The organism is Brevibacterium sp. SMBL_HHYL_HB1, assembly GCF_018208375.1.
In the GTDB taxonomy this organism is placed as follows: domain Bacteria; phylum Actinomycetota; class Actinomycetes; order Actinomycetales; family Brevibacteriaceae; genus Brevibacterium; species Brevibacterium intestinavium.
On the sequence record NZ_CP062936.1, the window covers coordinates 3722520 to 3744585 of the forward strand.

Annotated in this window: 24 protein-coding genes; 9 read left to right on the top strand and 15 right to left on the bottom strand. The window is 67.8% G+C overall.

The genetic code is table 11. The annotated features are described in order from the left end of the window. Window positions 1–33: 33 nt before the first annotated feature. Window positions 34–1821: an alkaline phosphatase gene (phoA, locus tag IG171_RS16995; RefSeq protein WP_212128508.1), complete on the bottom strand. Its 1788-nt coding sequence runs from the start codon at window positions 1819–1821 to the stop codon at window positions 34–36. A gap of 165 nt (window positions 1822–1986) precedes the next feature. On the opposite strand from phoA, the gene IG171_RS17000 reads away from it, so the two are divergent. The 4 genes from IG171_RS17000 to IG171_RS17015 all read left to right on the top strand — a co-directional run bounded on the left by IG171_RS17000 (window position 1987) and on the right by IG171_RS17015 (window position 5762). After that, window positions 1987–2970: an ABC transporter ATP-binding protein gene (locus IG171_RS17000; RefSeq protein ID WP_212128509.1), complete on the top strand. Its 984-nt coding sequence runs from the start codon at window positions 1987–1989 to the stop codon at window positions 2968–2970. A gap of 25 nt (window positions 2971–2995) precedes the next feature. After that, window positions 2996–3844: an ABC transporter permease gene (locus IG171_RS17005; protein WP_212128510.1), complete on the top strand. Its 849-nt coding sequence runs from the start codon at window positions 2996–2998 to the stop codon at window positions 3842–3844. Window positions 3845–3906: 62 nt separating this feature from the next. Further along, the gene (locus IG171_RS17010; protein ID WP_212128511.1) at window positions 3907–5160 is read left to right on the top strand and encodes a histidine kinase; all 1254 of its coding nucleotides are present in this window, start codon (window positions 3907–3909) and stop codon (window positions 5158–5160) included. Next, on the top strand, window positions 5157–5762 hold the full coding sequence (locus tag IG171_RS17015; RefSeq protein WP_212128512.1) for a response regulator transcription factor: 606 nt from the start codon (window positions 5157–5159) through the stop codon (window positions 5760–5762). The genes IG171_RS17010 and IG171_RS17015 overlap by 4 nt, the downstream gene beginning before the upstream one ends. Window positions 5763–5780: 18 nt before the next feature. On the opposite strand, the gene IG171_RS17020 is transcribed toward IG171_RS17015, so the two are convergent. The 9 genes from IG171_RS17020 to IG171_RS17060 form a co-directional block, all read right to left on the bottom strand. Beyond that, window positions 5781–6887: an ABC transporter permease gene (locus IG171_RS17020; protein ID WP_212128513.1), complete on the bottom strand. Its 1107-nt coding sequence runs from the start codon at window positions 6885–6887 to the stop codon at window positions 5781–5783. After that, window positions 6884–7771, bottom strand: a complete 888-nt coding sequence (locus tag IG171_RS17025; protein ID WP_212128514.1) for an ATP-binding cassette domain-containing protein — start codon at window positions 7769–7771, stop codon at window positions 6884–6886. The genes IG171_RS17020 and IG171_RS17025 overlap by 4 nt, the downstream gene beginning before the upstream one ends. A 107-nt stretch (window positions 7772–7878) precedes the next feature. Beyond that, a complete protein-coding gene (locus tag IG171_RS17030) occupies window positions 7879–8550 on the bottom strand; it encodes a response regulator transcription factor (RefSeq protein WP_212128515.1) in 672 nt (223 codons plus the stop codon). Continuing rightward, window positions 8547–9962: a sensor histidine kinase gene (locus tag IG171_RS17035; protein ID WP_212128516.1), complete on the bottom strand. Its 1416-nt coding sequence runs from the start codon at window positions 9960–9962 to the stop codon at window positions 8547–8549. The genes IG171_RS17030 and IG171_RS17035 overlap by 4 nt, the downstream gene beginning before the upstream one ends. Window positions 9963–10026: 64 nt before the next feature. Next, window positions 10027–10635, bottom strand: a complete 609-nt coding sequence (locus IG171_RS17040) for a class I SAM-dependent methyltransferase (RefSeq protein ID WP_212128517.1) — start codon at window positions 10633–10635, stop codon at window positions 10027–10029. Window positions 10636–10648: 13 nt separating this feature from the next. Next, on the bottom strand, window positions 10649–11458 hold the full coding sequence (locus tag IG171_RS17045) for an anti-sigma factor (protein WP_212128518.1): 810 nt from the start codon (window positions 11456–11458) through the stop codon (window positions 10649–10651). Next, entirely contained in the window at window positions 11455–12099 is a 645-nt protein-coding gene (locus tag IG171_RS17050; RefSeq protein ID WP_212128519.1) for a sigma-70 family RNA polymerase sigma factor, read from the bottom strand. Before IG171_RS17050 ends, IG171_RS17045 begins: the two co-directional genes overlap by 4 nt. Before the next feature lie 124 nt (window positions 12100–12223). Next, a complete protein-coding gene (locus IG171_RS17055) occupies window positions 12224–12919 on the bottom strand; it encodes a fasciclin domain-containing protein (protein ID WP_212128520.1) in 696 nt (231 codons plus the stop codon). A gap of 156 nt (window positions 12920–13075) precedes the next feature. Then, window positions 13076–14683, bottom strand: coding sequence for a molybdopterin-dependent oxidoreductase (locus IG171_RS17060; RefSeq protein ID WP_212128521.1), 1608 nt, complete (start codon window positions 14681–14683; stop codon window positions 13076–13078). Between the two features lie 127 nt (window positions 14684–14810). On the opposite strand from IG171_RS17060, the gene IG171_RS17065 reads away from it, so the two are divergent. The 3 genes from IG171_RS17065 to IG171_RS17075 are packed head-to-tail and all read left to right on the top strand — an operon-like array spanning window position 14811 to window position 16980. Further along, window positions 14811–15314, top strand: a complete 504-nt coding sequence (locus IG171_RS17065) for an OsmC family protein (RefSeq protein ID WP_212128522.1) — start codon at window positions 14811–14813, stop codon at window positions 15312–15314. A 55-nt stretch (window positions 15315–15369) separates the two neighbouring features. After that, window positions 15370–16059 carry a trimeric intracellular cation channel family protein gene (locus tag IG171_RS17070; protein WP_212128523.1) on the top strand — a complete coding sequence of 230 codons (690 nt, stop codon included), beginning with the start codon at window positions 15370–15372 and terminating at the stop codon, window positions 16057–16059. Window positions 16060–16080: 21 nt separating this feature from the next. Continuing rightward, window positions 16081–16980 (top strand): hypothetical protein, encoded by a 900-nt coding sequence (locus tag IG171_RS17075; protein ID WP_212128524.1) that lies wholly within the window; start codon window positions 16081–16083, stop codon window positions 16978–16980. A gap of 28 nt (window positions 16981–17008) precedes the next feature. On the opposite strand, the gene IG171_RS17080 is transcribed toward IG171_RS17075, so the two are convergent. Further along, window positions 17009–17431, bottom strand: a complete 423-nt coding sequence (locus tag IG171_RS17080; protein ID WP_212128525.1) for an OsmC family protein — start codon at window positions 17429–17431, stop codon at window positions 17009–17011. 67 nt (window positions 17432–17498) lie between these two features. Further along, complete coding sequence (locus tag IG171_RS17085; RefSeq protein ID WP_212128526.1) at window positions 17499–17873, bottom strand: hypothetical protein; 375 nt, start codon at window positions 17871–17873, stop codon at window positions 17499–17501. 312 nt (window positions 17874–18185) lie between these two features. On the opposite strand from IG171_RS17085, the gene IG171_RS17090 reads away from it, so the two are divergent. Beyond that, entirely contained in the window at window positions 18186–19454 is a 1269-nt protein-coding gene (locus tag IG171_RS17090; RefSeq protein ID WP_212128527.1) for an MFS transporter, read from the top strand. Further along, window positions 19451–20203 carry an MOSC N-terminal beta barrel domain-containing protein gene (locus IG171_RS17095; RefSeq protein WP_212128528.1) on the top strand — a complete coding sequence of 251 codons (753 nt, stop codon included), beginning with the start codon at window positions 19451–19453 and terminating at the stop codon, window positions 20201–20203. The genes IG171_RS17090 and IG171_RS17095 overlap by 4 nt, the downstream gene beginning before the upstream one ends. A 46-nt stretch (window positions 20204–20249) precedes the next feature. Here the strand turns inward: IG171_RS17095 and kynU are convergent, their stop codons facing one another. From kynU to IG171_RS17110, 3 genes are all read right to left on the bottom strand, one after another. Continuing rightward, window positions 20250–21551 (bottom strand): kynureninase, encoded by a 1302-nt coding sequence (gene kynU / locus IG171_RS17100; protein ID WP_212128529.1) that lies wholly within the window; start codon window positions 21549–21551, stop codon window positions 20250–20252. 62 nt (window positions 21552–21613) lie between these two features. After that, window positions 21614–21769, bottom strand: a complete 156-nt coding sequence (locus IG171_RS17105; RefSeq protein ID WP_212128530.1) for a hypothetical protein — start codon at window positions 21767–21769, stop codon at window positions 21614–21616. A 31-nt stretch (window positions 21770–21800) separates the two neighbouring features. Then, on the bottom strand, window positions 21801–22013 hold the full coding sequence (locus IG171_RS17110; RefSeq protein WP_212128531.1) for a hypothetical protein: 213 nt from the start codon (window positions 22011–22013) through the stop codon (window positions 21801–21803). Window positions 22014–22066: the final 53 nt, after the last annotated feature.

Here is a 22066-nt window from a genome sequence, read left to right on the forward strand (position 1 = left end):
GCTGAAGCGCCGTGGCGGGTCACCCGGCAGTGGTCAGGCAGGGAGCACCCCGCGGCGCTTGGCCATGCGGACCAGAGCCGATCCGCCGATGATCGCGGCGACGCCGAAGAAGATCGCGGCACCGATCTCGACACCGGTGCGCGGCAGCATGCCGCCTCTGCCTCCGGCCAATCCGGGACCCTCATCGCCGCCGGACGAGCCATTGCCCTCTCCGCCCTCGGCGCCGCCGTTCGCGCCGGAGCCTCCGCCGGCTGCGTCGGCGTCGTTCGCGCCTGCGGAGTCGGCGGATCCCTCCGAGTCCTCGGAGCCGCCCGCATCGGACGAGCCATCGGACCCGTCCGTGTCCGAAGCGCCGTCCGCATCGTCGGCACCGCTCGAGTCGTCGTTGCCGTTGGCATCCTCGCCCGGGTCGCCGGGGATCTCGGCGTCGCGATCGAGACCGAGGCCGTCGGCGATCGTAAAGTGCATATCGGTCTGGTCGGTCAGCCCGACGACGTTCGCCGCTCCGGGACCGTAGGCGGCGATGCGGATCTGGGTGCCGGTGTGACCCTGCGACGCACCTTCGTCCGCTGTCGCATAGTTGACCGTCATATCGGTGCCGTCGGCGGTCGTCAGCGTCCGAGTCAGACCCGGAGTGTCGGAACCGGCAGAGACGATCTGGGAGGTGTGGGCGTGGTCGGCGGTGGTGATGACCAGCGTCTCACCGTCCTCCTTCGCGAAGTCGAGAGCGGCTTCGACCGCCTCGTCGAGGTCGACGGTCTCACCGATCTGCCCGCACGGGTTCGCCTCATGATCCTGCTTGTCGATGCTCGCGCCCTCGACCTGGAGGAAGAAGCCCTTGTCATTGTCGAGCAGATCGACGGCCTTGTCCGTCAGCGTGTCGAGGCTCGGAACCTCCGAAGTGCGCTCGGGGTTGTCCTCGCACTTCACGGCCGGTTCGGTGCCGCCTCCATGGGTGGCCTTCGGACCCTTCCAGCGGACGGGGAAGTTGCCCTCGGTGAAGAGACCGAGCACGGGCGAATCCTGATTCGCCTCGGTCACGGCGTCGAGCGAGTCGGCGTCGTCGACGAGCTGATAGCCGCGGTCTTCGGCCTGCTGGAGCAGCGTCTCGTCCTTCCAGTCACCGGCCGCGGCCGTCTGGTCGAAGGAAGCCGCACCGCCGCCCAGGGTCACATCGGGCCGCGCGTCGAGGATCTGCTCGCTGATCGAGCCGAGACCCTCGTTCTCCAGGGCCTCGTCCGAGCAGTCCTCGCTCGTCTCCTCCGGACCGTAGCAGCCGCGATCGCTGATGTGGGCCATCTGCGCGGCCGGAGTGGCGTCCTGGATCTCGGCAGTGGAGACGTTGCCCGTCTTCAGCCCCTTGGCCCGCGCCATCTCGAGCAGCGTCGTCTGCGGTGTGCCGTGCCGGTCGACGCCGATGGCGCCGTTGTACGACTTCGTCCCGGTCGACCAGCCGGTGGCGCTGGCCGCGGAGTCCGTGACGTAGTCGGGTTTGCCGCTGTCCTTGTCGAGCGCGTACGTCGTGTACTGCCCGGTCAGCGGCAGCTCGTCGAGTCCGGCGAAGCGACCATGAGCGCCCTTGGCGTAGTTGCGGGCTACTGTGATCTCCGAATCGCCCATACCGTCGCCGATGAGGAGGATGACGTTCTTCGCGCCGGAGTCCTCGACGGCCTCGCGGACGGCATCCGTGTGATCGCCGTCGAGCTGCCGGGCTCCTCCCGGCTCGTCGATTCCTGCCGCCGAGGCGGGTGCGGCGAACCCGAAGAGCGCGAGGCTGAGCGCTCCGGTCGCCGCGGCGAGACGCTGAGATCTCCTGGCCATGGACTGTCCTTTCGTCGAACTGGGCTATCAGACGACCCCAAGCTACTCAGTCTCTTCACAATGGAGGTGGAGGGAACGTGAAGGTTGGGTGAACTTGGCTCCGCCTTGACGCAGTGGTGACAAATGGCATCACCACTGCCGTTCGCGAGTGCTTAGCCTCATTCCGTGAGCACACAGACAGCACGCACGACCGCCTCGGCGCGGACCGACGACGCGGTTCCGCGCGCCGTCACTCTCAACCACCTGACCAAGAGCTTCGGCGAGCTCAGGGCCGTCGATGACATCGACCTGAGTATCCGCCCCGGCGAGGTCGTGGCCTTCCTCGGGCCCAACGGCGCCGGCAAGACCACAACCATCGACATGCTGCTGGGACTCTCCCGCCCCGACGCCGGAGGGGTCGAGATCTTCGGCATGCCGCCGAGGCAGGCCGTCGGCCGCGGACTCGTGTCCTCGGTCATGCAGACCGGCGGTCTCCTCGACGACCTCACGGTGGCCGAGACCGTGGAATACACCTCAGCGATCTTCGACTCCTCCCTCGACGTCGACCTCGTCCTCGAGCGTGCCGGCATCGCCGACATCGCCGGCTCCACGGTGAAGAAGTGCTCGGGCGGGCAGAAGCAGCGCCTGCGCTTCGCTATGGCGCTGCTGCCCGACCCGGCACTCAGCGTCCTCGACGAACCGACCACCGGCATGGACGTGACCGGCCGTCGCGACTTCTGGCACGAGATGCGTGTCGATGCCCTGACCGGGAAGACGATCCTCTTCGCCACCCACTACCTCGAGGAGGCCGACGAGTTCGCCGACCGCGTCATCCTCGTCGCAGGCGGCCGCATCGTCGCCGACGGTCCCGCCCACGAGATCCGAGCCATGGCGGCCGCGAAGACCGTGAGCGCGACCCTGCCGCTCTTCGATATGGCAACGGACACCGAAACCCCCGCCGAGGCGGCTCCCGGTGTCGCTGGGATCGTCGACCTCCTCGGCGGGCTGGCCGGAGTCGAATCCGTCGAGGTCCAGGGCAAGCGGCTGAAGATGCGGACCACCGATTCGGACACCGCCGCGAAGACCCTGTTCGACAATGCCTGCACCGACCTCGAGATCTCCTCGCATTCGCTCGAAGACGCCTTCATCAGCCTGACCTCGCAGGCGTGAGCGCGAGAACCGAAAGGACTCCGATATGACCGCGAAACCCGCAACCGATACGACGGCGCAACCGCCTGCCGCACCTCGGCCGGCGAGCACCGCCTCGGCGGACTTCCTGGCCTCCTTGGACGAGCGGCGAGCACCGAGCCTCGGCGGATTCTCCGCCACCCTGCTCCGCCTCGAACTCATCCGCAAGCTGCGCAACCGACGCACGCTCATCTTCACGATGATCATGCCCGCGGTCTTCTACCTCATCTTCGGTCTGACGAACAAGGGCCAGATGCTCGGAGACACCGACGCCGCGCTCTACATCTCCGTGTCACTGGCCGCCTACGGGGCGATGGTGGCCACGACCACCGGCGGCGCCCAGGTCGCGGTCGAACGCGCATTGGGCTGGAGCCGGCAGCTGGCGCTGACCCCACTGCACCCGGCCGCCTACATCCTCACCAAGGTGGTCGTGTCGATGGCCCTCGGAGCCGTGTCCGTCATCGTCGTCTTCGTCCTCGCCGCTCTCACGGGAGTCCACGCCCCACTGGGCACCCTGCTGCTGTCCGGTGCGCTCGTCATCCTCACCTCGGCGGTGTTCGCGGCCTTCGGTGTCATGCTCGGCTACCTGCTGCCGGCCGAGAACGCCATCCAGGTCTCGAGCATGGTGCTGGGCATCCTCTCCCTCATCGGCGGACTCTTCGTCCCACTCGAGATCTGGCCGGACACCCTGCAGGCAATCGCCCGATTCACCCCGGCCTACGGAGTCGGCGAGATCGCGCGTGCACCGCTGGGTGCGGGTTACGATCATTGGGCGATCGTCAGCGTCCTCGCCTGGCTCGCGATCTTCGTCGCCGGCTCGGCCTGGGCCCTGCGCCGTGACACCGGGAGAGTGTGAACCCGTACAGTGTCACCGACGAGCGAACGCAGCAGGAACACGGTGAACATTTCAGGAGCACAGTGAGCACGAACGGCACCAGCGGCCGGCCGACGGCAGAGCCCTCGACCGACGGGACGCGGCCGCTGAACTTCATGAGCTGGCTCTTTCCGTTCTTCTGGCTCGTCTTCCTCGCCTATCCGCTGGCGGCGGCGATCCGGCTCGACGGGGCGCCGCGCTTCTGGGGTGTGCTCCTCACGATCGCCTTCGCGGTGATCTTCTACATCGGCATGATCGTCGGCGGCATCGGCTTGGGCACCTTCGCCCGGACGATGCGCAACCCTCACGCTCACCGCACGCGCCGGACCCTGATCGTCGTCAATGCGGCGCTCATCGGCATGATCGCCATCGCCGTCGTGGCCATTCCCCTCGTCGGTGAGGAGGCGCTGTCGTACCTCGCCTACATCTCCGTGCTCGCGGTCGTGTCGGTGCGCCGGGTGATTCCCGGCCTCGTCATCGCGGCATCGACGCTCATCATCGCCGAGGCGACCCAACGGCTCGTGCCCGGCTGGAGCCATGATTGGTCCGCCACCTTCGGAATCTCGATCTCCGGGTTCGCCATGGTCATGGCGCTCATGGCCGGCGACCGGGCCCGCGCCGCGCGGGCCGCGGAAGAGGAGAACCGACGACTCGAACGGGAAGCCGAACGGCTGCGGCTGTCCCAGAACGTCCACGACGTGCTCGGCCATTCGCTCACGGTCATCGCCCTCAAAGCCCAGTTGGCGGCGAAGCTCCAGGCCGCCGGCGCCCCCGAGGCGGCCGACCACATCGGCGAGATCGAAACGCTCGCCCGTGGGGCCCTGGCCGATGTCCGCACCACCGTGCAGGGAGTGCGGCGGATCTCGTTGGCTGAGGAGCTCGTGGCCGCGACCCGCGCGCTGCGCTCGGCCGATATCGAGGTCGAGGCGCCCACCTCGGTCGATGCCGTTGACGGGCAGCTGCGCGAGCTCTTCGCCTGGAGCGTGCGCGAGGGCAGTACGAACATCCTCCGCCATGCGCGCGCCCGACGCTGCGTCATCTCACTCGACACGGACCGTCTCGAGATCCGCAACGACGGCTCGGGTCGCGGCTCCGATCTCGCTGCGCTGGGGGCGGGCACCGGTCTGCGCGGACTGCAGGAGAGAGCGGAGTCCGTCGGCGCCACGGTGCGCACGGAGAAGGCCGAGGACCGATTCGGCCTCATCATCAGCCGTGACCGGGCACCGGCAGACGGGGCCGGGGACGGCACTGAGTCCGGAGGCGACGGCACCGCACCCGAAGACGGGGCCCGGCCATGATCACGCTGCTCATCGCCGACGACCAGCGGATGGTGCGCGAGGCCCTTGCCGCACTGCTGGGGATGGAGACCGACCTCGAGGTCATCGCCCAATGCGCCGACGGCACCGAGGTGCTTCCTGCCGTGGATGACAAGCGCCCCGATGTCGCTCTGCTCGACGTCGACATGCCCGGACCCGACGGTCTCTCGGTCGCAGAGATGCTGGCTGAGAAGCACCCGCAGGTCAGGGTCATCATCGTCACCACCTACGGCCGTCCGGGCTGGGTCAAGAGGGCGATGGACTCAGGCGTCGACGGCTTCATGGTCAAGGACGCCCCGGTCGAACACCTCGCCGAGGGCATCCGCCGGGTGATGGCGGGGCTGCGCGTGATCGACCCGGAGCTCGTCGTCGAATCGGCGATGCACGGGGAGACTCCCCTGACCGAGCGGGAGACCGAAGTGCTCCGTGCGGCCGCCGACGGGGCGAGCGTCGGGGAGGTCGCCTCGGCGCTCTTCCTCTCCGCGGGCACGGTCCGCAACCGACTGTCAGCGACAATCGGGAAGACGAACGCCCGCAACCGCGCCGATGCCGCCCGCATCGCCCGCGAGAACGGCTGGCTGTAGCTCGCCGGGACTCCCTTTTCAGGATGAGGACTTCAGCGCCTGGCCCCACGACAGCTTCGGTCCCGAACGCAGGATCGAGCCCTCGAAGATCCGCGTGGCCAACAGCAGCGCCAGCAGCGTGGTGAGCATGAGGACGGCCAGCGAGACGAGCGGTTCCCACCATTCGATCGTGCCGAGGAAGACCCGCATCGGCACGGCCACGGCCGCCGAGAACGGGATGTAGGACAGCACGGCCATGACCGCTTCGTTCGAGGAGAAGATGATCACGCCCATATAGGGCAGGAAGATGAGCATCATGATCGGCATGCTCGTCGAGGCCAGATCCTCGGGGCGCGAGACCATCGAGGCGGCTGCCGCGTAGAGGGCGGCGACCATGACGAAGCCGACGACGAAGAGCGGGACGAACCACGCGATCGGTTCGGCCACCTTGCCGAGCACGAGGTCGTTTCCGCTGATGGCGGCCCCGGTCATCACCGCGACCGCGGTGAGCCCGATCTGTGCGAAGGCGAGGATCGTGCACGCGATGACCTTGCCGAACATGAGCACCCGCGCCGAGGTGGACGCGAGCAGGATCTCGACGATCCGCGACTGCTTCTCCTCGACCACCGAGGACGCGATCGTGTTCCCGAACGTCATGGCGGCCATGAAGAACACGAGCCCGAGCCCGAGACCGATGAAGGAGGTCAGCGTCGGATCCGGAGCGTCGGGATCGAGGAGTTCGACCTCGGGGGTCAGACTCAGCGAAGCGATGAGCGACTCCGGAGCCGAGCGCAGGGAGAGCACGGCGAGACCGGTCGGCGAGTCCGGGGACTCGACGACGGCCGCTTCGACCTCCTCGGCGGTGACCAGGGCCCTCGCCTCGTTCGCATCGTCGACGTCGACGGGTTCGATGTCATCGATGCCGGCCACGGCCTGCGCCGACGCCGAGGTGACCGCCACCCTGTCCGTGGACGAGAACAGGGACGGCAGCGCCCCCGAGACCCCGACGAGCACACCGAGGATGACGATGGAGAGGATCGTCGAGATCATGAAGGCCTTGGACTTGAGGCGGACCATGATCTCGCGTTCGATGACCAGGCCCATGGCGGTGGTGAACCCGGCCCTGTTCGTGACTGGCCGGCTCATGACTGTGTGACCTCCTGGAAGAGACGGTTGAGCGCAACTCTGTGCGGAGCGAAGGACGAAACCGATGTCAGGCTCAGCGCCCGGCGCAGGACCGCCTCGGCGGCACCGGCGTCCGGGGCCGTGAAGCGGACCCAGTTGCCGTCGAGTTCGACGACGGAGACATCGGGCATCTCGCGCACCCAGCCGAGATCGGAATCGGCCTGCAGAGTCCATTCGGGCAGGCTGCGCTGGCGACGCAGCTCGTCGGTGGTCCCGGTGGCCACGAGACGGCCCTCGTTGATGATGACGAGGTCGTCGACGAGGCGTTCGACGAGTTCGAGCTGGTGGCTGGAGAAGAGCACCGGGGCGCCGGAGGCGGCGAAGGAGGTGAGTACGTCGAGGGTGCGTTCGACGGCGGTTGGATCGAGGCCGGAGAACGGCTCGTCGAGGACGAGGGCCTGCGGGCCGTGGATGAGGGCGGCGGCGATCTGGACCTTCTGCTGGTTGCCGAGGCTGACCGATTCGAGGGTGTCGGTCGGTTCTCCCCTCAGCTCGAGCTGTTCGAGCAGCTCGAGACCGCGGGCCTTCGCCGCCTGTCGGGACAGGCCGTGGAAGCGGGCGAGGTAGACGAGCTGATCGATGATCGGCATCTTCGGGTAGAGGCCGCGCTCTTCGGGCATATAGCCGATCGCACTGCGATGGTCGGCGGTGATCGGTGCGCCGTCGACCGTGATCGTTCCGGAATCGGCGGTCAGCACCCCGAGCAGGATCCGCATCGTCGTGGTCTTGCCCGAACCGTTCGATCCGACGAACCCGGTCATCCGGCCGTCGCCGATGGAGAAGCTCAGGTCGTGCAGCACCTGCTTGTCACCGAAGCTGCGATTGATGTTCTCGAGGGTGATCATGCCTCCACGCTAGGCGCAGATCAGGGGAGGGGGATCAGCCTTGCGGGTGATCTTTCGACCCGCTGTGCGGGGGAGAGGATCGGGGGAGAGCATCCGGCGGGGCCGGTTCAGAGCGTGTCCTCGCGCCGGCCGATCGTGGCGATGCCGTGCTCGTAGGCCCAGATCACGGCGTGGATGCGGTCGCGGAGGTCGAGCTTCGTCAGCAGGTTCGACACATGGGTCTTGACCGTGGCCTCACCGACGAAGAGCCGCCCAGCGATCTCGGCATTGCTGGCACCGGTGGCCACGAGCTCGAGGACTTCGATCTCCCGTTCGGTGAGCTGATACAACTCGGCAGCGGCCGGAGCGGCGGGCTCGGGTTCTCTCACGGACCGTTCGATGACTCTGCGGGTGACCTCGGGGGACAGCAGCCCATCACCGGCGGCCAGGGCGGACACCGCATCGATGAGCTGCTCAGCCTCGGCAGTTTTGAGCAGGAATCCGCTGGCCCCGGCGGCCAGGGCGCGGAAGAGGAAGTCATCGCGGTCGAAGGTCGTGAGCATGAGCACGGCTCCGGCCGCGCCCCGCCGGACGATCTCCGCGGTCGATTCGAGGCCGTCCATGACCGGCATCTGCACATCCATGCAGATGACATCCGGGGACAGTTCGAGCGCCCGGTCGATGGCGATCTGGCCGTTCTCGGCCTCACCGACGACGGTGATGCCGTTTTCGCTCTCGAGGATCGTGCGGAAGCCGGTGCGGACCATGGACTGGTCGTCGACGAGGAGGACTCGGATCATCTCGATGCCTTCGTGGGGTTCTCGGGTGCTGGATGCTCGGACGCGGTGACGCCCGGGGTCTGGCCCGCCTCGGCGCTTCTGCGGGGATAGGGGATGCGGGCTCTGACCAGCCACCCGCCGCGAGACTTCGGTCCGGCTTCGAGGCTGCCGCCGAGCGCGCTCATGCGTTCCCTCATCCCGACGATGCCCAGCCCCAGGCCCTCTCCCGCAGGCAGGGAGCGGGCACCGGCCGGTCCGCTGTCAGGGCGGGAGTCACTGACCTCGACTTCGAGCTCGGTGGTGCCGTAGCGCAGCCGCACGGCGACCTCGGCGCCGGTTCCCGCGTAGCGCGAGCAGTTGGTCAGCGATTCCTGGACCACCCGGTAGATCGACATCTCGGTGATCGGGGTCAGCTCCCGCACAGAGCCGATCGTGCTGAACTCGACCGTCTGACCGAACCGGCGCGCGGATTCGATGAGTTCGGGCAGATCGCCGAGGCCGGGGTTGCCCTGAGTCGCGGTGTCTGCGCGGGCCGGATCGTTCGCCTCGGTCGAACCGTCGGCATCGGCCGAGGCGTTCCCGTCTGTCGAGGAGCCCGTGTCGCGGAGGGTGTAGACGAGGGCGCGGAGTTCGTCGACGGTCTCACGGGTCGAGGACTCGATGACCTGCAGCGATTCCTTGGCCTTGTCGGGATTCCTCTCGAGGCTGCGACGCGCGGCGGCGGCGTGGATGCCGACTCCGGCGATGTGGTGGGCGACGCCGTCGTGGAGCTCACGGGCGATGCGCACGCGTTCGAGCTCGAGTGCCTGCTTCGTCAGACGCTGCTCCTGTTCGCGGACCTCGGCATCGGCCGCCTGCAGTTCGGCCAGCAGGCGTCTCTGCGCGAACGCCCGGTTGCCGAAGAGCCAGGCGCCGCCGAAGAAGACGGCGTTGATGAGGAAGGTGACTCCGGTGGCGGCCGCGAACTGGACGAAGGTCATCTCCCCCAGATCTCGGAACTGGAGGGCCGCCGAGACGACGACATAGACGAAGATGGCCAGGCACAGCAGGCACCGGGAGTAGAACGCGACCCGATTGCTGCGCCGGAACGCACCGATCGCGTAGACGGAGATGAAGAGGATGATCTGCGAGACACCGGGCTCCATCACCTTGAGGATCTGTGCGGTGACATAGAGCGCGGTGATGAACCAGGCCACGAGATTCGGGAAGCGCCGCCTCCACAGCAGCGGAACGGCGATGACGATCGACAGCAGGCACGCGACCCACAGCGGAGCCTTGAACTCCCAGAACCCGCTGCCGGAATAGAGCACGGCGAAGACGATCGAGCCTGCGGCCAACGCCGCGACGAGCCAGACATCGGCCCGCTCGGGGTTCCGGTCCTCCGGGGTGAGGCCGCCGATATCGGCGGCCGCCGGCTCTTCACTGACACTCATCCCTCCAGCTTAGACACCGCGCGGGTGCGCGGGAATCCGCCGTGGAGCGGATTCGGTCGCCGGTTCATCCCGCTGGAGGCGGAGGGGCCTCGGCACTGACCACCGCGAGGTCACGATGGTGCCAGTGCACGCGGGTGGCAAGCCCCGCCTCGGCGAGCCAGTCCAGCTGCTCATCGAGCGCGCTGGGGGTGTCCTCGACCCCATCGATCGGGGTGACGACGTCGGTGGGATCGGCGGGGACGATGAGGTCGGCGAGGACGAACCGTCCGCCGGCGGGCAGGACCTCGGCGATGCGGGTGAACAGATCGGCCTTGCCCGGCCCGTCGAGGTGGTGGATCGCCAGCGTCGACATGACGAGGTCGAAGGGCCCGGGAGGCAGCGGATCCTCGAGCCGGCCGCGACGCAGCTCGGTCCGGTCGGGGTCGAGCGTCCGTGCGGCGGCTGCGAGCATCTGTTCGCTGGCGTCGATGCCGAGGGTGCGGGCTTCGGGCAGCGCCTCGGCGACCTTCTCCGCCGTCAGACCGCTGCCGACTCCGAGGTCGAGGACGGTCCGCGGCGGCCGATCGTGTGCGGCCACCGCGGCGGTCAGTTCGGCCTGCAGCCGTCGGTAGTCGGGGATCTCCTCGGCCATGAGCGCCAGGTAGGAATCCGGATCCCATGCGAATTCGGTCATCGGGTCTCCTGACCTACAGGTCGATCGCGACGATGGGGTCGCTGGTCGGCTGCTTCGACCCGCCCTCGGGTTCGACGGTGATGCCGAAGACGCTGCCTGCTGAGAAGTCCTCGTCGGAGATCGTCACGGGCTGAGCCGGCATGAGGCCGACGCTCTTCGGCCCTCCTGAGTCGATCACCCACATCTGCATCGATTTGCCCGAAGGGGCCGGCCCGACGTCGCGGGGACTGAAGCGGATGAGCTGCTGGCTCTCGGAGGAGAGCACGGTGACCGATCCGCCTTCGGGCAGATCGGCGGTGCTCGTGCGCAGGTCGTCGGCCTCCATCAGGCGAGTGGACTCGTCGAGCTGCTGCTGGGTCTGCTCGAGAGCGGCCTGCAGCTCGTTCTGCCGCTGATTCTGCTGCCAGATCGTCACTCCGAAACCGGCGATGACGATGAGGGCGGCCGCCGCAGCCACATAGGGCAGCCAGGACCGGCGTCCGGCCCTGCGGCCCCGGCGATCGGCCGATGGCGTGGGCTCGGCCAGGGGTTCAGGTGCGGTCGACGACTCAGGCTCGACCGAAGACGTGGTCTCGGTCGAGGCCTCGGCGTCGGTCTCCTGCTCATGGGTCTCGGGGATCCCGAGGATCGCCGCACGAGCCTCGGCGCTGATCTCGGCCGGTTCATCGGAGCCTGCCGCCTCCGCCATGACCTCGCCATAAGCGGCGACCTCGGCTCGGAAGTCCGGATCGGAGTCGGACAGGGCACGCGCTTCGGCTGCCTCGTCGTCGCTGAGCCCGCCCAGGGCCAGACCGGCGGCCAGATAGTCACGATCGGTGCTCATCGGCTCGCCTCCAACTCGTCTCGCAGCTTCTTCATTCCGTCTCTGATCCGTGACTTGATGGTACCCAGCGGCACCTTGAGATTCTCCGAGATCTCGGCGTGGGTCAGGCCCTGGTAGAAGGCCATGACGATCGGAGTGGACTGCTCCGGGGGAAGGACCTTCAGGGCGGTCACGGTGCGGTCCGACTCGGCCCGGTCGATGACTGTCTGTTCGACCTGGTCGCCTGTCTCCGCGGACGAGCGCAGACCGTCGGCGAGGTCGCGATCCTGCTGGGACTGAACGCTGCGCACACAGTCGATGGCTCGCCTGCGGCACAGTGTGATCAGCCACGCTCTGCCGGACCCGCGTTCGGGGTCGAACCCGGAGCACCGCGTCCACACCTCGGTGAAGCACTCCTGGAGAACCTCCTCGGCCAGTGACCGGCTCTTCACGATCCGGAGGATCACGGCCATGAGGATCCGGGACTGATCGGTGAACAGTCGCTCGAATGCGCTCCGGTCGCCTCCGGCGATGCGCATCAGGAGGTCGCCGCTGGGATCCGTCGGGGCGGTCGCTGTCTCTTCGCTGCCGGGTCGGCCGCCATGAGGTCGGCCGCCACTGGGCGGCCCGTGGGCCGAGGCCGAAGGATCATCTGAACTCATCGTCCAATCATGTCATCCGGTCGGCCGGCGACCCGCGACGAATCACAGGCGGAGCCGAAAAGCGCGGCCAGGGACCGAGCGGCATCTCGTCGATCGGTCCCTGGCCGCGGTCGCGATGCGGCGGTCACTTCTCCGGCATCATCACGGAATCGACCATGTACACCGTCGCATTGGCGGTCTTGACTCCGCCGCAGACGAGCTCGGCATCGTCGAATTTCATGTCTTCGCCTTCGCCGGACACATCGACCTTCGATCCTTCAACGGTCTCGTGTTCGCCGGAGACCTCCTCGGGCGAGAGCTGACCGGGGATGACGTGGTAGGTCAGGACCTTCGTGAGCTCGTCCGAGTCCTCGGTCAGAGCATCGAGGTCGTCCTTCGGCACGGCGTCGAAGGCGTCGTCGACCGGGGCGATGACCGTGAATTCGTCGCCGTTGAGCGTGTCGACGAGGTCGACATCAGGGCTGAGCTCGCCCGAGACGGCCTTGGTCAGGGTCGTGAGCATCGGATTGTTCGAAGCCGCTGTGGCCACCGGGTCCTGCGCCATGCCCTCGACGGAACCGGCACCGTCGGGATTCTGTTCGGCATAGGCGCTGCAGCCCGAACCGACGAGATCAGCGTCGTCCATCGACGCGTCGCCGGACTCATCGGGCATCTCGGACTCCCCGGAACCGGACTCGCCGGAGTCGGACTGGGACTCCGAGTTCTCGGACTCGGAACCTCCTGAGTCCGAGCCCATGCCCGAGCAGCCGCTCAGCGCCAGAAGTCCGATGGCGCCGGCTGAGATGAGAGTTGCGGTGCGGGTGCGAAGCTGGGTTTTCATCGTTGTGCTCCTTGAAAGCGGTGAACTGGTCGGCACAGCCGTGGAAGTCGCCTCCCGTGGATGCTGTGTACCCGGTATTCGCAGCCGAATCCGCATCGGATGGGTCTTCGGCGAGAATCCGGTACCGATCTCCGCGCCGGCGCCGGGCCGACGTGCTCATTCGGCCCGGAACTGGATGTGGTGGTGGCCGGTGGCGGAGTTCGGGATCGAGTCCCGACGTTTCGCCGTCTGCACGTTGCCGTCCTTGTCGGTCGCACGAACGGTCAGTGTGTGAGAACCGGGCTCCACCTCGGAGAAATCGGCCCGCCACTGCCGCCACGTATCGATGGTGACCTCCTCGGCGAGGGTGGCTTCGGTCCAGTCGCCGTCGTCGAGGCGGACCTCGACGCGTTCGATCCCCGATCGCTGTGCCCACGCCGTTCCACCGGCCCGGAGTTCCCCGGCCGAGACCGTCGCCAGGGGTTTCGGCACCTCGATCCGGGAGGCCACGAGGATGGGGGCCGAGGCATCCCATCCGCGGTCGGTCCAATAGGCGGTCTTCTCATCGAAGCGGGTGACTTCGAGCTCGGTCACCCATTTGGTGGCCGAGACGAAGCCGTAGAGTCCGGGCACGACGAGGCGGGCGGGAAAGCCGTGTTCGGGCGGCAGGGGCCCGCCATTCATCCCGACGGCCAGAAGCGCATCGCGGTCATCGGTCAGCGCCGGCAGGGGAGTCGAGGCGGTGAAGCCGTCGAAGGAGTGGGAGAGCACCATATCGGCCTCCCGGCGCGGGCGAGCGCGCCCGAGCAGTGCGCGGATCGGATAGCCCAACCACGTGGCCGTGCCGACGAGGTCGCCTCCGACGGGGTTCGACACGCAGGTGAGGGTGATGTGATGTTCCTCGAGGGGCAGGTCGAGGACATCGTCCATCGTCAGCGTGACCTCGTTGTCGACCATGCCGTGGATGCGCAGCGACCACTCGGCCGGCTCGATGGACGGGGGAGCGAGCACGGTGTCGATGCGATAGAAGTCGGTGCGATCGGTGACGAAGGGAACCACTCCGTCGACGTCGATGCTCGCCGAGGCCGGTATCGCCGCTGCCTTCCTCGCCGGTTCCGGCAGGACGAGCCTCGCGACCGCTGCTCCGGCGTCCTGGACCAGTGAGGCGACGGTCTGACCGGCGGCGACGGCGGTGGCACCGGCTGCCCCGATGAGGCCGGCGAGACGGAGGAATTGCCGCCGATCCGCCTGCCCGACAGGCCCGCCTGCGGCGGAGGTCGAGGCACCTGCAGAGGTCGGGGCACCCGCGGCGCGGGCCGGTCCGCCGGGCAGCGGCGATTTGCGCAGGGGTGGGCGGAGAAGCAGACGGAAGGCGATGAGGCCGAGCACGAGGCCGACGAGCGTGGGAACGGCATCGGCGGGCCGGGCATCCGGCTGCAGCAGCACCGCTGTGACGGGCACCAGACCCGCGATCGTCAGCAGCATCATCGCCAGGCGAGTTCGGCCGTGGGCCAGGCTGCCGAGGAGTCCGCCGAGTGCGAGTGCGGCCAGTCCCGTGCAGGCGATGAGGACGGGTTTGTCGTTGTGTCCGAGCAGATCGATGACCGGTCCGATGACCGCAGAGGGTGCCAGCGGGATCAGCGTCTGCCCGAGGGCGAGCAGCGGCGCTGCCGGAGGACCGACGGCACGGGCGAGCAGTTCGGCCGAGCCGAAGAGGAGGAGAGCGGCGGCGATACCGGCTGCTGCACCTCGGGCGCGGCGGCGGTCACGATGACGTCGAATCATGACGATGATTCGGAGCCGCGGGTTCGGCGGATGGGTCCGGCTGCGGCCGGTTGCCCGAGCCCCGCGGTCACGTTCCATTCACCGAAAGCACAGTGAACTTGTTGCGTGCCTGTCGTAGCATGGTGCAATGACTGAGAACCCCGGATACGCCCAACCGCAGGCTCCGAGCGGAGACTCGGACGAACCGAAGAGCCCGAGCGCTCCCATCTACACTGCCAAGGTCGAGAACCTCGGCGGCACCTCGGGCGAGGTGCGCGTCGATGACGGTCAGACCCTGCCCACGGCACCGACATCGAACGTCGATCAGGGCAACAACCCCGAACAGTTCCTCGCCATGGCCTGGTCCACCTGCCTCGGCGAGACGCTGAAGGTCGTGCTCGCCGTCAACGAGCTCGATGTCCTGTCCCGGGTGCGCGTCGAAGTCGAACTGCACCAGGAACCATCGGGCAACGGCTTCTACTTCGCGCCCCACGCCTTCATCTCCATCGACGGAGTCTCGGAGGCCGACGCTGAGAAGTACGCCGCCCGCGCCCACGCTCGCTGCCCGATCTCGAAGCTGCTCATGGGCAAGGGCACGCCGATCGTCGATATCGAACCGTACAAGAACCCGGACAACTTCCAGCTCAGCTGAGTCCGATCCGTCGGGAATGTCGGGAATCGGGGGCCGCGTGATGTGAGGAGTCGGTATGGAGGCGGATCTGCAGGAGATCATCTTCCTCGCCCTCGACCTCACCGGCACTTTCGTCTTCGCCGTGTCCGGAGTGCTGCTGGCCGCCCGACGCAACTTCGACATCACCGGTGGGCTGGTGCTCGGGATGCTGACCGGCATCGGCGGCGGGATGATCCGCGATGTGCTGCTCGACCGGACGCCCAACGCGCTCGGTCAGCCCCTCTATCTCGCGCCCGCGGTGATCGCGACGCTGCTCGTCTACATCATCGGATCGCACGTCTCCCGCGCCCGGATCTGGATCGTGGCCTTCGATGCGATGGGTCTGGCCCTCTTCAGCGTCACGGGCACGACGATCGCGCTGTCGGCCGATGCGAACTACCCGGCCGCGCTGCTCATGGGGGCGCTGACGGCCTGTGGCGGCGGGCTCATGCGCGACGCCGTGGCCAGCGAGGATCCGGCGATCTTCCGCGGCACCGACCTCTATCTCATCCCCGCCCTGTTCGGGTCCGGTCTGACGATCCTCGCCGAGGTGACCGGGCTGCTGGGCGGTGTCACCTCGCTGATCATCGCGGCCGCCGCCTTCGGCTTCCGCATGCTCGCCTGGAGGCTGCAGTGGAGGGTCCCGCAGCCGATGCGGCAGTGGTCGTACCGGGAGACCGGACGGAGGATGAAGAAGCTGCCCTCGGTGTTCCGGAAACCGGACTGAGACCATGCGACGATAGAGGACATGACCGTCCCACCGCCCGAGAGCCCTGAGCCGCCGGAGACCGAACCCGTTCCGACCTGGTCGCGTGACCTCCGGAGAGTGCTCGGCATCAGCCTTGTCGGTGCCCTGTTCATGTCTCTGTTCGTCTGGCTCGCCTCGACCGGACTGATGCTTGAGAAGGGCACACGCGACACGCTCGAGGCCGATGCGGTATGGGCCGGCATCTGTACCGGCGTGCTGGTCATCATGTTCCCGTTCCTGTTCTTCGAGACCAAACGGGTCGACAACGGGTTCCGGCGCCACGGGCTCGCCCCGCTGGTGCTTCTCGGCGTGATCGGCGGCGGGGTGATCATCACAGTGGTGATGATGATCTGGCCCGTCTTCCTCGGCGATCGGGCGCTTCCCGGCACTGTCGCGGCCGAACTGGGCGGTGACCCGGCCAGCATCTTCCTCGTGCTGTTCTTCGTCACCGCCGGCATGGCGTGGTGCCTGGCGTTGCTGCTGCCGATGATGGTCGGCGGGTACAAGGTCGCTCTGGCCCTTCTCCTGCCCTATCTGGGGACGATCTTCGTCTTTCCCTTCGCCGGGGTGAAGATCTTCGGGAACCCGCCGACTCCGGTGAGCACGGTCATGTGGGCCGGGCTCGCTCTGGCCGGGTTGGCGGTGCTGACGATTCTCGCAGGTCTGCGCAATGTCATCGACCGACCGAAGCCGCAGATGACCGAGGCCGAGCGGGCCGAGGCCCATCGGCGGTATCCGGAGCAGCGACACGGGTTCGGTCAGACGAACGGCGGCCACCTTTCGGGCATCGATGACCGGCAGTCGACGTCCAGTCAGCATCAGTCGCCCCCGCGCCCGCCGCAGCGACCCTCGCAGCCGTCACATCTGCCGCGCAGACCTCCGCACCCGCCTCGGTGGTGACGGCGGGGCTGCCTCGGGGAGGTGGAGCTCAGTCGCGGCGGACGGTGAAGTCGACGTTCGTGGGATGTTCGACGGTCCGCGAGACCGTGCAGTACTTGTCGTGGGAGAGCCCGACGAGCCTTTCGATGCGCGCATCGGCCTTGCGTCCGTCCTCGTCGTCGGGGAAGGCGAGATCGAAGTCGAGGTGGACGTCGTCCACGCGCGAGGCGCCGTCCTCAACGATCTTGTCGGCGGTCGCCGAGACGTCGAAGCGTGTCGGTTCGGTGTGTCGACTAGTGACGGTGTCGACGTCGATCGAGGAGCAGCCGGCGACGGCGGCCAGCAGCAGCTCGACCGGTGTCATCAGCCCCTCGCCGCGGCCGAATTCGATGCTCGCCCCGCTCGGAGCGGTGGCCCGGTAGTGGTTCTCGGCGATCCTGGTCAGTTCGATGCTGCGGGTGTCTTCACTCATGTCCCCATGATGCCAGGTGTCCGCGCAGTGCGCCGGGCGATGATCCGCCGATGCGCGCTGCACGGTCTCAGGCCGCCTCGGCGTCCTTCGGGGTGCGGCGTGCGGCGATGAACGAGCGGACGCCGGCGACGATGTAGGCGATGAGCAGGATGAAGGTGAGCGTGCTCGAGACGACAGCAAGGGGGACTTCGGCGGTGCCGGCGAACAGATCACCGAGCTGGAGGACTCGGGAGAACGTGCCGATGACGCCGAGGAGGGCGACGACGAGTGCGATGTGCACACCGATCTTCGGCCGCTTGATGCCGATCCACCCGCAGATGACGAGCACGATGCCGAGGATCGCCGGGATGAGTGCCGTCCAGCTGGCGAAGCCCGTGACGATCCAACCGATCACCCCGATGAGAATGAGGATGATTCCGATCCAGATGGTGGTCTTGGCCATGTCAGCCGTCCTTTGCGCAGAGGTGTCGCTCGTCAGAGAGTCGGTCGGCGGTGAACCAGTCATGATGGATCCAGTCGCCGGGGAATCGCGGTGGCGCCCTGCGCCGTCGAGGCCGCGACTCGTCGTCCATTGTAGTGAAACGGGTGCGTGGAAGGGGCCGAAGTGCTCAACCTCACAGCACCGAGACTTCGCCTGAGGGTTGCCTGCGGCAGTTCCACGAAGTCCTCATCGCTGCGTTGCGGTCGTCGACGACGATGAGGGCGGTGTGTGGGCCTGCGTGCCCCGCCTCGGCGAGGGTGTGAGAATGGGTGGGTGAGCGAGATTACCCCCGGTGTCGACGACGGATCGGCAGCCCCGCGTCGCTTCAGTGTGCTGCGCAGCTGGAAGACCGCACCGTACCTGGTCGGCTCCGGCATGGGGATGATGGGCGACAACATCGAGCACGTCATCACCTACTGGGTGCTGTGGCAGACGTTCGAGTCCCCGGCGCTCGTCGGATTCCAACTCATCAGCCACTGGCTGCCGTTCCTGCTCCTGTCCGTCTATGCGGGTTCCTTGGCGGAGAGGTTCGACTGCCGCAGGCTCATCCAGATCGGGCAGATCATGTTCATGGTCGTGTCCCTGTGCTGGGGCATACTGTTCCTCACCGATTCCCTGCAGCTGTGGCAGGCGTGCGTGCTCCTCGTCGTCCACGGCCTCGCCGGATGCCTGTGGGGCCCGGCGGAGCAGATGATGCTCCACGACTTCGTCGACCGTCGCGAACTGCCCAGCGCCGTGCGGCTCAACGCCACCTTTCGCAGCCTCGGCATCCTGTTCGGACCCGTCGTCGGTTCCGCCCTGCTGCTCGGGTTCGGCCCGACCTGGGGCATCTTCATCAACATCGTCTTCTACCTGCCGCTGACGCTCTTCCTCATCCGCACCCCCTTCACCGGTCATCTGCGCAGCGGAGGTGTGCGGACGGCCAGGACGACGCTGCTGGCATCGCTGAAGGTGCTCGTCGAGGTCCGCCACAACCGGTCGATCATCGGCATGCTCCTGCTCGCCGCGCTCGCCTCGATCACGATCGGCGCGGTGCTCCAGACCGCGATGCCGGTCTTCGGTGGGATCCTCACCCCGACCGGCGGGGACAGCGACTTCACCTACGGGGTGCTGCTCTTCGCCATGGGGGCCGGAGGGGTGCTCGGCGGGTTCGCCCTCGAGGCGACCGGGTGGATCAAGGCGGTTCCGTCCGCGGCGGCGGTGGCGGCCGCGGCCATGGGGCTGAGCGCGGTGCTCTTCGCTCTCACCGCGCAGCTGTGGTTGGCGATCATCATGCTCCTGCTGGCCGGGGTCTCGAAGATCACCGCCGAGTCGACCGAGATGGCGATCATCCAACTCGAGGCCCCCACCGCGATCCGCGGCCGTGTCATCGGGTCCTATGCGATGTTCGGGCCCGGCATGCAGACCTTCTCCGGAGTCACCGTCGGCGTGCTCGGCACGATCGCGACGATCCCGCAGGCCGTCGTCATCGGCGGCACCACCCTGGCCATCGGGGCCATGGCCATTGGCGCCTACGCCGTGACCGGAAGGAGCCGACCATGAGCGGGCAGAGCCTCGACGTCGTCTCGGTCGGGTTCACTCCGGTCAAGGGAACACGACACGTCCGGCAGCCGGAGACGCGGTTCGACGCGGAGGGGCCGATCGGCGATCGCCGCTACTGCCTCGTCGACGTCGCTCGGCGCCAGGTGCTCAAAACCGTGCAGAATCCGAGCCTGATCGGCATCACGGCTGAGCTGCGCGGCGAGGAACTGGCGCTGACGCTGCCCGACGGCCGGTCCGCCTGCGCCGTGCCCGAACCCGATGATGAGGTTCTCACCTGCGAATACTGGAAGCGCAGGACCGACCTCAACCTCACCGACGGTCCCCACTCCGCGTTGGTGTCGAGCTGGCTCGGGCGTCCCGTGCGTCTGGCCCGGGCCCCTCGCGGAGACGTCGTCTACGGCGCGCCGGCAACGATGATCGCCACGGCCTCACTCGCCGATCTCGCCGACCGTGCGGCTCGTCCCGAGCTGATCGCCGAGGCGGCCCGATTCCGCGCGACCTTCGTCATCGATACGGATCTTCCCTACGCCGAGGAGACTTGGCAGGGCCGTGAGATCATCCTCGGCGAGACCGGCCTCGGTGAGATCCGGGTGCGTGTCGGGGCGCCGGTGCCCAGGTGCGCGGTGATGGACCTCGATCCCGTGACCGGTGAGAGGAACGCCCGGGTGCTGGGGACACTCGCCGGTTACCGACCGACGAACGCCGCCGGAGAACCCGTCTTCGGCGTCTACGCCGAGATCGTCGGGTGATCCGGGACTCAGGTGGACCCGGAGCCGCGGTCGGGCAGTCCGCGACTCAGGTGACGGCGCCGCGGACCCTGTGCTCGGGGGCGTCCCAGAGACGGTTGTCGAGGATGTCGCGCAGGGCCTCGACGGTGTCCCAGACCTCGGTGAAGCCGATGTAGAGCGGGGTCAGCCCGAAGCGCAGGACCGACGGTTCGCGGTAGTCGCCGATGATGCCGCGTGCAATGAGCGCGCTCATCACCTCGTAGCCCTGAGGGTGGGCGATGGAGACCTGGGAGCCGCGGTGTTCGTGCTCACGCGGGGTGACGATCTCGATCGGGTGGTCGGACAGTCGGGACTCGACGAGGTCGATGAACAGGTCCGACAGTTCCAGCGATTTCGCGCGCACGGCGTCGATGTCCGCTCGGGCGGCGATGTCGAGTCCGACTTCCGCCACCGACATCGACAGGATGCCCTGCGTGCCGGTGAGGAATCGGCGGATCCCGTCGGCGGGTGTGTACTCCGGTGACATCTCGAAGGGCTCGGCATGCCCCATCCACCCCGACAGAGGCTGGCCGACGCGGTTCTGCAGCGCCTCGGCGACCCAGACGAACGCCGGTGAGCCCGGTCCGCCGTTGAGGAACTTGTAGGTGCAGCCCACGGCCATGTCCGCACCGGACCCGGCCAGATCGATCGGCACTGCTCCCGCCGTATGGCACAGGTCCCAGATGACCAGGGCGCCGCCGGCATGGATCGCCGAGGTGGTCGCGCCCATGTCGAAGAGGCGGCCGGTGCGATAGTTGACGTGGGTGAGCACGACGAGGGCGACCTCGTCGGTCAGCTCCGTCGGGAAGCCGGCGGTGACCTCGGCGTCGTCGACGAGGCGAACCTCGCAGCCGTCGCCGAGCTGCGCGGCCAGGCCTTCGAGCATGTAGATGTCGGAGGGGAAGTTCTCCCGCTGGGTGAGGATGACCCGGCGGCCGGGGGCGTCGGCGGCCTGGATCCTCAGCGCTGCCGAGGCGGCCTTGAACAGGTTGACCGAGGTCGTGTCCGTGACCACGGCGCTGCCGGATCCGCCGCCGATGATCTCGGAGACCGTCTGCCCGAGCCTGACCGGCAGGCCGAACCAGTCCGCGGTGTTCCACGACTTGATGAGCCCGGACCCCCACTCCTCGGCGATGACCTCCTGCGCACGTTCGGCCGCCCCCTTCGGTCGCGGTCCGAGTGAGTTCCCGTCGAGGTAGATCGTCTCCGGCGGCAGGAGGAACTCTTCGCGGAAGGCGCGCAGCGGATCGTTCGCATCGCGATTCTCACAGGCCGCGCGATCGATTCCGGTGGCTCCGACGGAGTCTGCGGAGCTGTCGGTGGTCGTCATCAGGTGGTCCTTTCGGTGGTGGATCTCAGTCCTGCAGGTCCGTCGTGATCCGGGGCTCGGAGTCAGCACCGCAGCACTCGCGCTTGGAACAGGCACACCACGGTGGCGCACAGCGCGGAGACGATGAGCGCCATCGCGCTGGCAGCGGCCGCTTCCCTGCCGACACAGTCATCACCTCTTCGCAGCTTCCTGTCGCATTCGTCGAGTTCGGGGCGCATCGCTTCTGATGATATTCGACGGCGCCGACCGTCACGCCCAGGACGCCGGACAGTCCCATGGGGCCGCGCAGGTCGGCTTGGCTGCCTCAACGTGTTCGGGCCGGCTGAAGGCCATGCGGGAACGGGGGATCATCACGGGCTTCCACGCCGATATCGACCTCGAAGCCCTGGGTGTGTACGTGTTCGGCATGATCTCGGTGCGGATGACGCCGGCGGGCACGTCGAAGATCGGTTCGATCACCATCGGGCCTGGGTCCCCGACATATGCCTCGGGAGTGCGACATCGTCGGAGTGCAG

Excerpts from the sequence above, each read along its gene's own strand:
- IG171_RS17015 (WP_212128512.1), top strand. The coding sequence starts at position 5,157 with ATGATCACGCTGCTCATCGCCGACGACCAGCGGATGGTGCGCGAGGCC.
- IG171_RS17105 (WP_212128530.1), bottom strand. The coding sequence starts at position 21,769 with ATGCGCCCCGAACTCGACGAATGCGACAGGAAGCTGCGAAGAGGTGAT.
- IG171_RS17040 (WP_212128517.1), bottom strand. The coding sequence starts at position 10,635 with ATGACCGAATTCGCATGGGATCCGGATTCCTACCTGGCGCTCATGGCC.
- IG171_RS17025 (WP_212128514.1), bottom strand. The coding sequence starts at position 7,771 with ATGATCACCCTCGAGAACATCAATCGCAGCTTCGGTGACAAGCAGGTG.
- IG171_RS17080 (WP_212128525.1), bottom strand. The coding sequence starts at position 17,431 with ATGAGTGAAGACACCCGCAGCATCGAACTGACCAGGATCGCCGAGAAC.
- IG171_RS17075 (WP_212128524.1), top strand. The coding sequence starts at position 16,081 with ATGACCGTCCCACCGCCCGAGAGCCCTGAGCCGCCGGAGACCGAACCC.
- IG171_RS17045 (WP_212128518.1), bottom strand. The coding sequence starts at position 11,458 with ATGAGCACCGATCGTGACTATCTGGCCGCCGGTCTGGCCCTGGGCGGG.
- IG171_RS17065 (WP_212128522.1), top strand. The coding sequence starts at position 14,811 with ATGACTGAGAACCCCGGATACGCCCAACCGCAGGCTCCGAGCGGAGAC.
- kynU (WP_212128529.1), bottom strand. The coding sequence starts at position 21,551 with ATGACGACCACCGACAGCTCCGCAGACTCCGTCGGAGCCACCGGAATC.
- IG171_RS17095 (WP_212128528.1), top strand. The coding sequence starts at position 19,451 with ATGAGCGGGCAGAGCCTCGACGTCGTCTCGGTCGGGTTCACTCCGGTC.
- IG171_RS17020 (WP_212128513.1), bottom strand. The coding sequence starts at position 6,887 with ATGAGCCGGCCAGTCACGAACAGGGCCGGGTTCACCACCGCCATGGGC.
- IG171_RS17085 (WP_212128526.1), bottom strand. The coding sequence starts at position 17,873 with ATGGCCAAGACCACCATCTGGATCGGAATCATCCTCATTCTCATCGGG.
- IG171_RS17070 (WP_212128523.1), top strand. The coding sequence starts at position 15,370 with ATGGAGGCGGATCTGCAGGAGATCATCTTCCTCGCCCTCGACCTCACC.
- phoA (WP_212128508.1), bottom strand. The coding sequence starts at position 1,821 with ATGGCCAGGAGATCTCAGCGTCTCGCCGCGGCGACCGGAGCGCTCAGC.
- IG171_RS17030 (WP_212128515.1), bottom strand. The coding sequence starts at position 8,550 with ATGATCCGAGTCCTCCTCGTCGACGACCAGTCCATGGTCCGCACCGGC.
- IG171_RS17005 (WP_212128510.1), top strand. The coding sequence starts at position 2,996 with ATGACCGCGAAACCCGCAACCGATACGACGGCGCAACCGCCTGCCGCA.
- IG171_RS17055 (WP_212128520.1), bottom strand. The coding sequence starts at position 12,919 with ATGAAAACCCAGCTTCGCACCCGCACCGCAACTCTCATCTCAGCCGGC.
- IG171_RS17050 (WP_212128519.1), bottom strand. The coding sequence starts at position 12,099 with ATGAGTTCAGATGATCCTTCGGCCTCGGCCCACGGGCCGCCCAGTGGC.
- IG171_RS17110 (WP_212128531.1), bottom strand. The coding sequence starts at position 22,013 with ATGGTGATCGAACCGATCTTCGACGTGCCCGCCGGCGTCATCCGCACC.
- IG171_RS17035 (WP_212128516.1), bottom strand. The coding sequence starts at position 9,962 with ATGAGTGTCAGTGAAGAGCCGGCGGCCGCCGATATCGGCGGCCTCACC.
- IG171_RS17060 (WP_212128521.1), bottom strand. The coding sequence starts at position 14,683 with ATGATTCGACGTCATCGTGACCGCCGCCGCGCCCGAGGTGCAGCAGCC.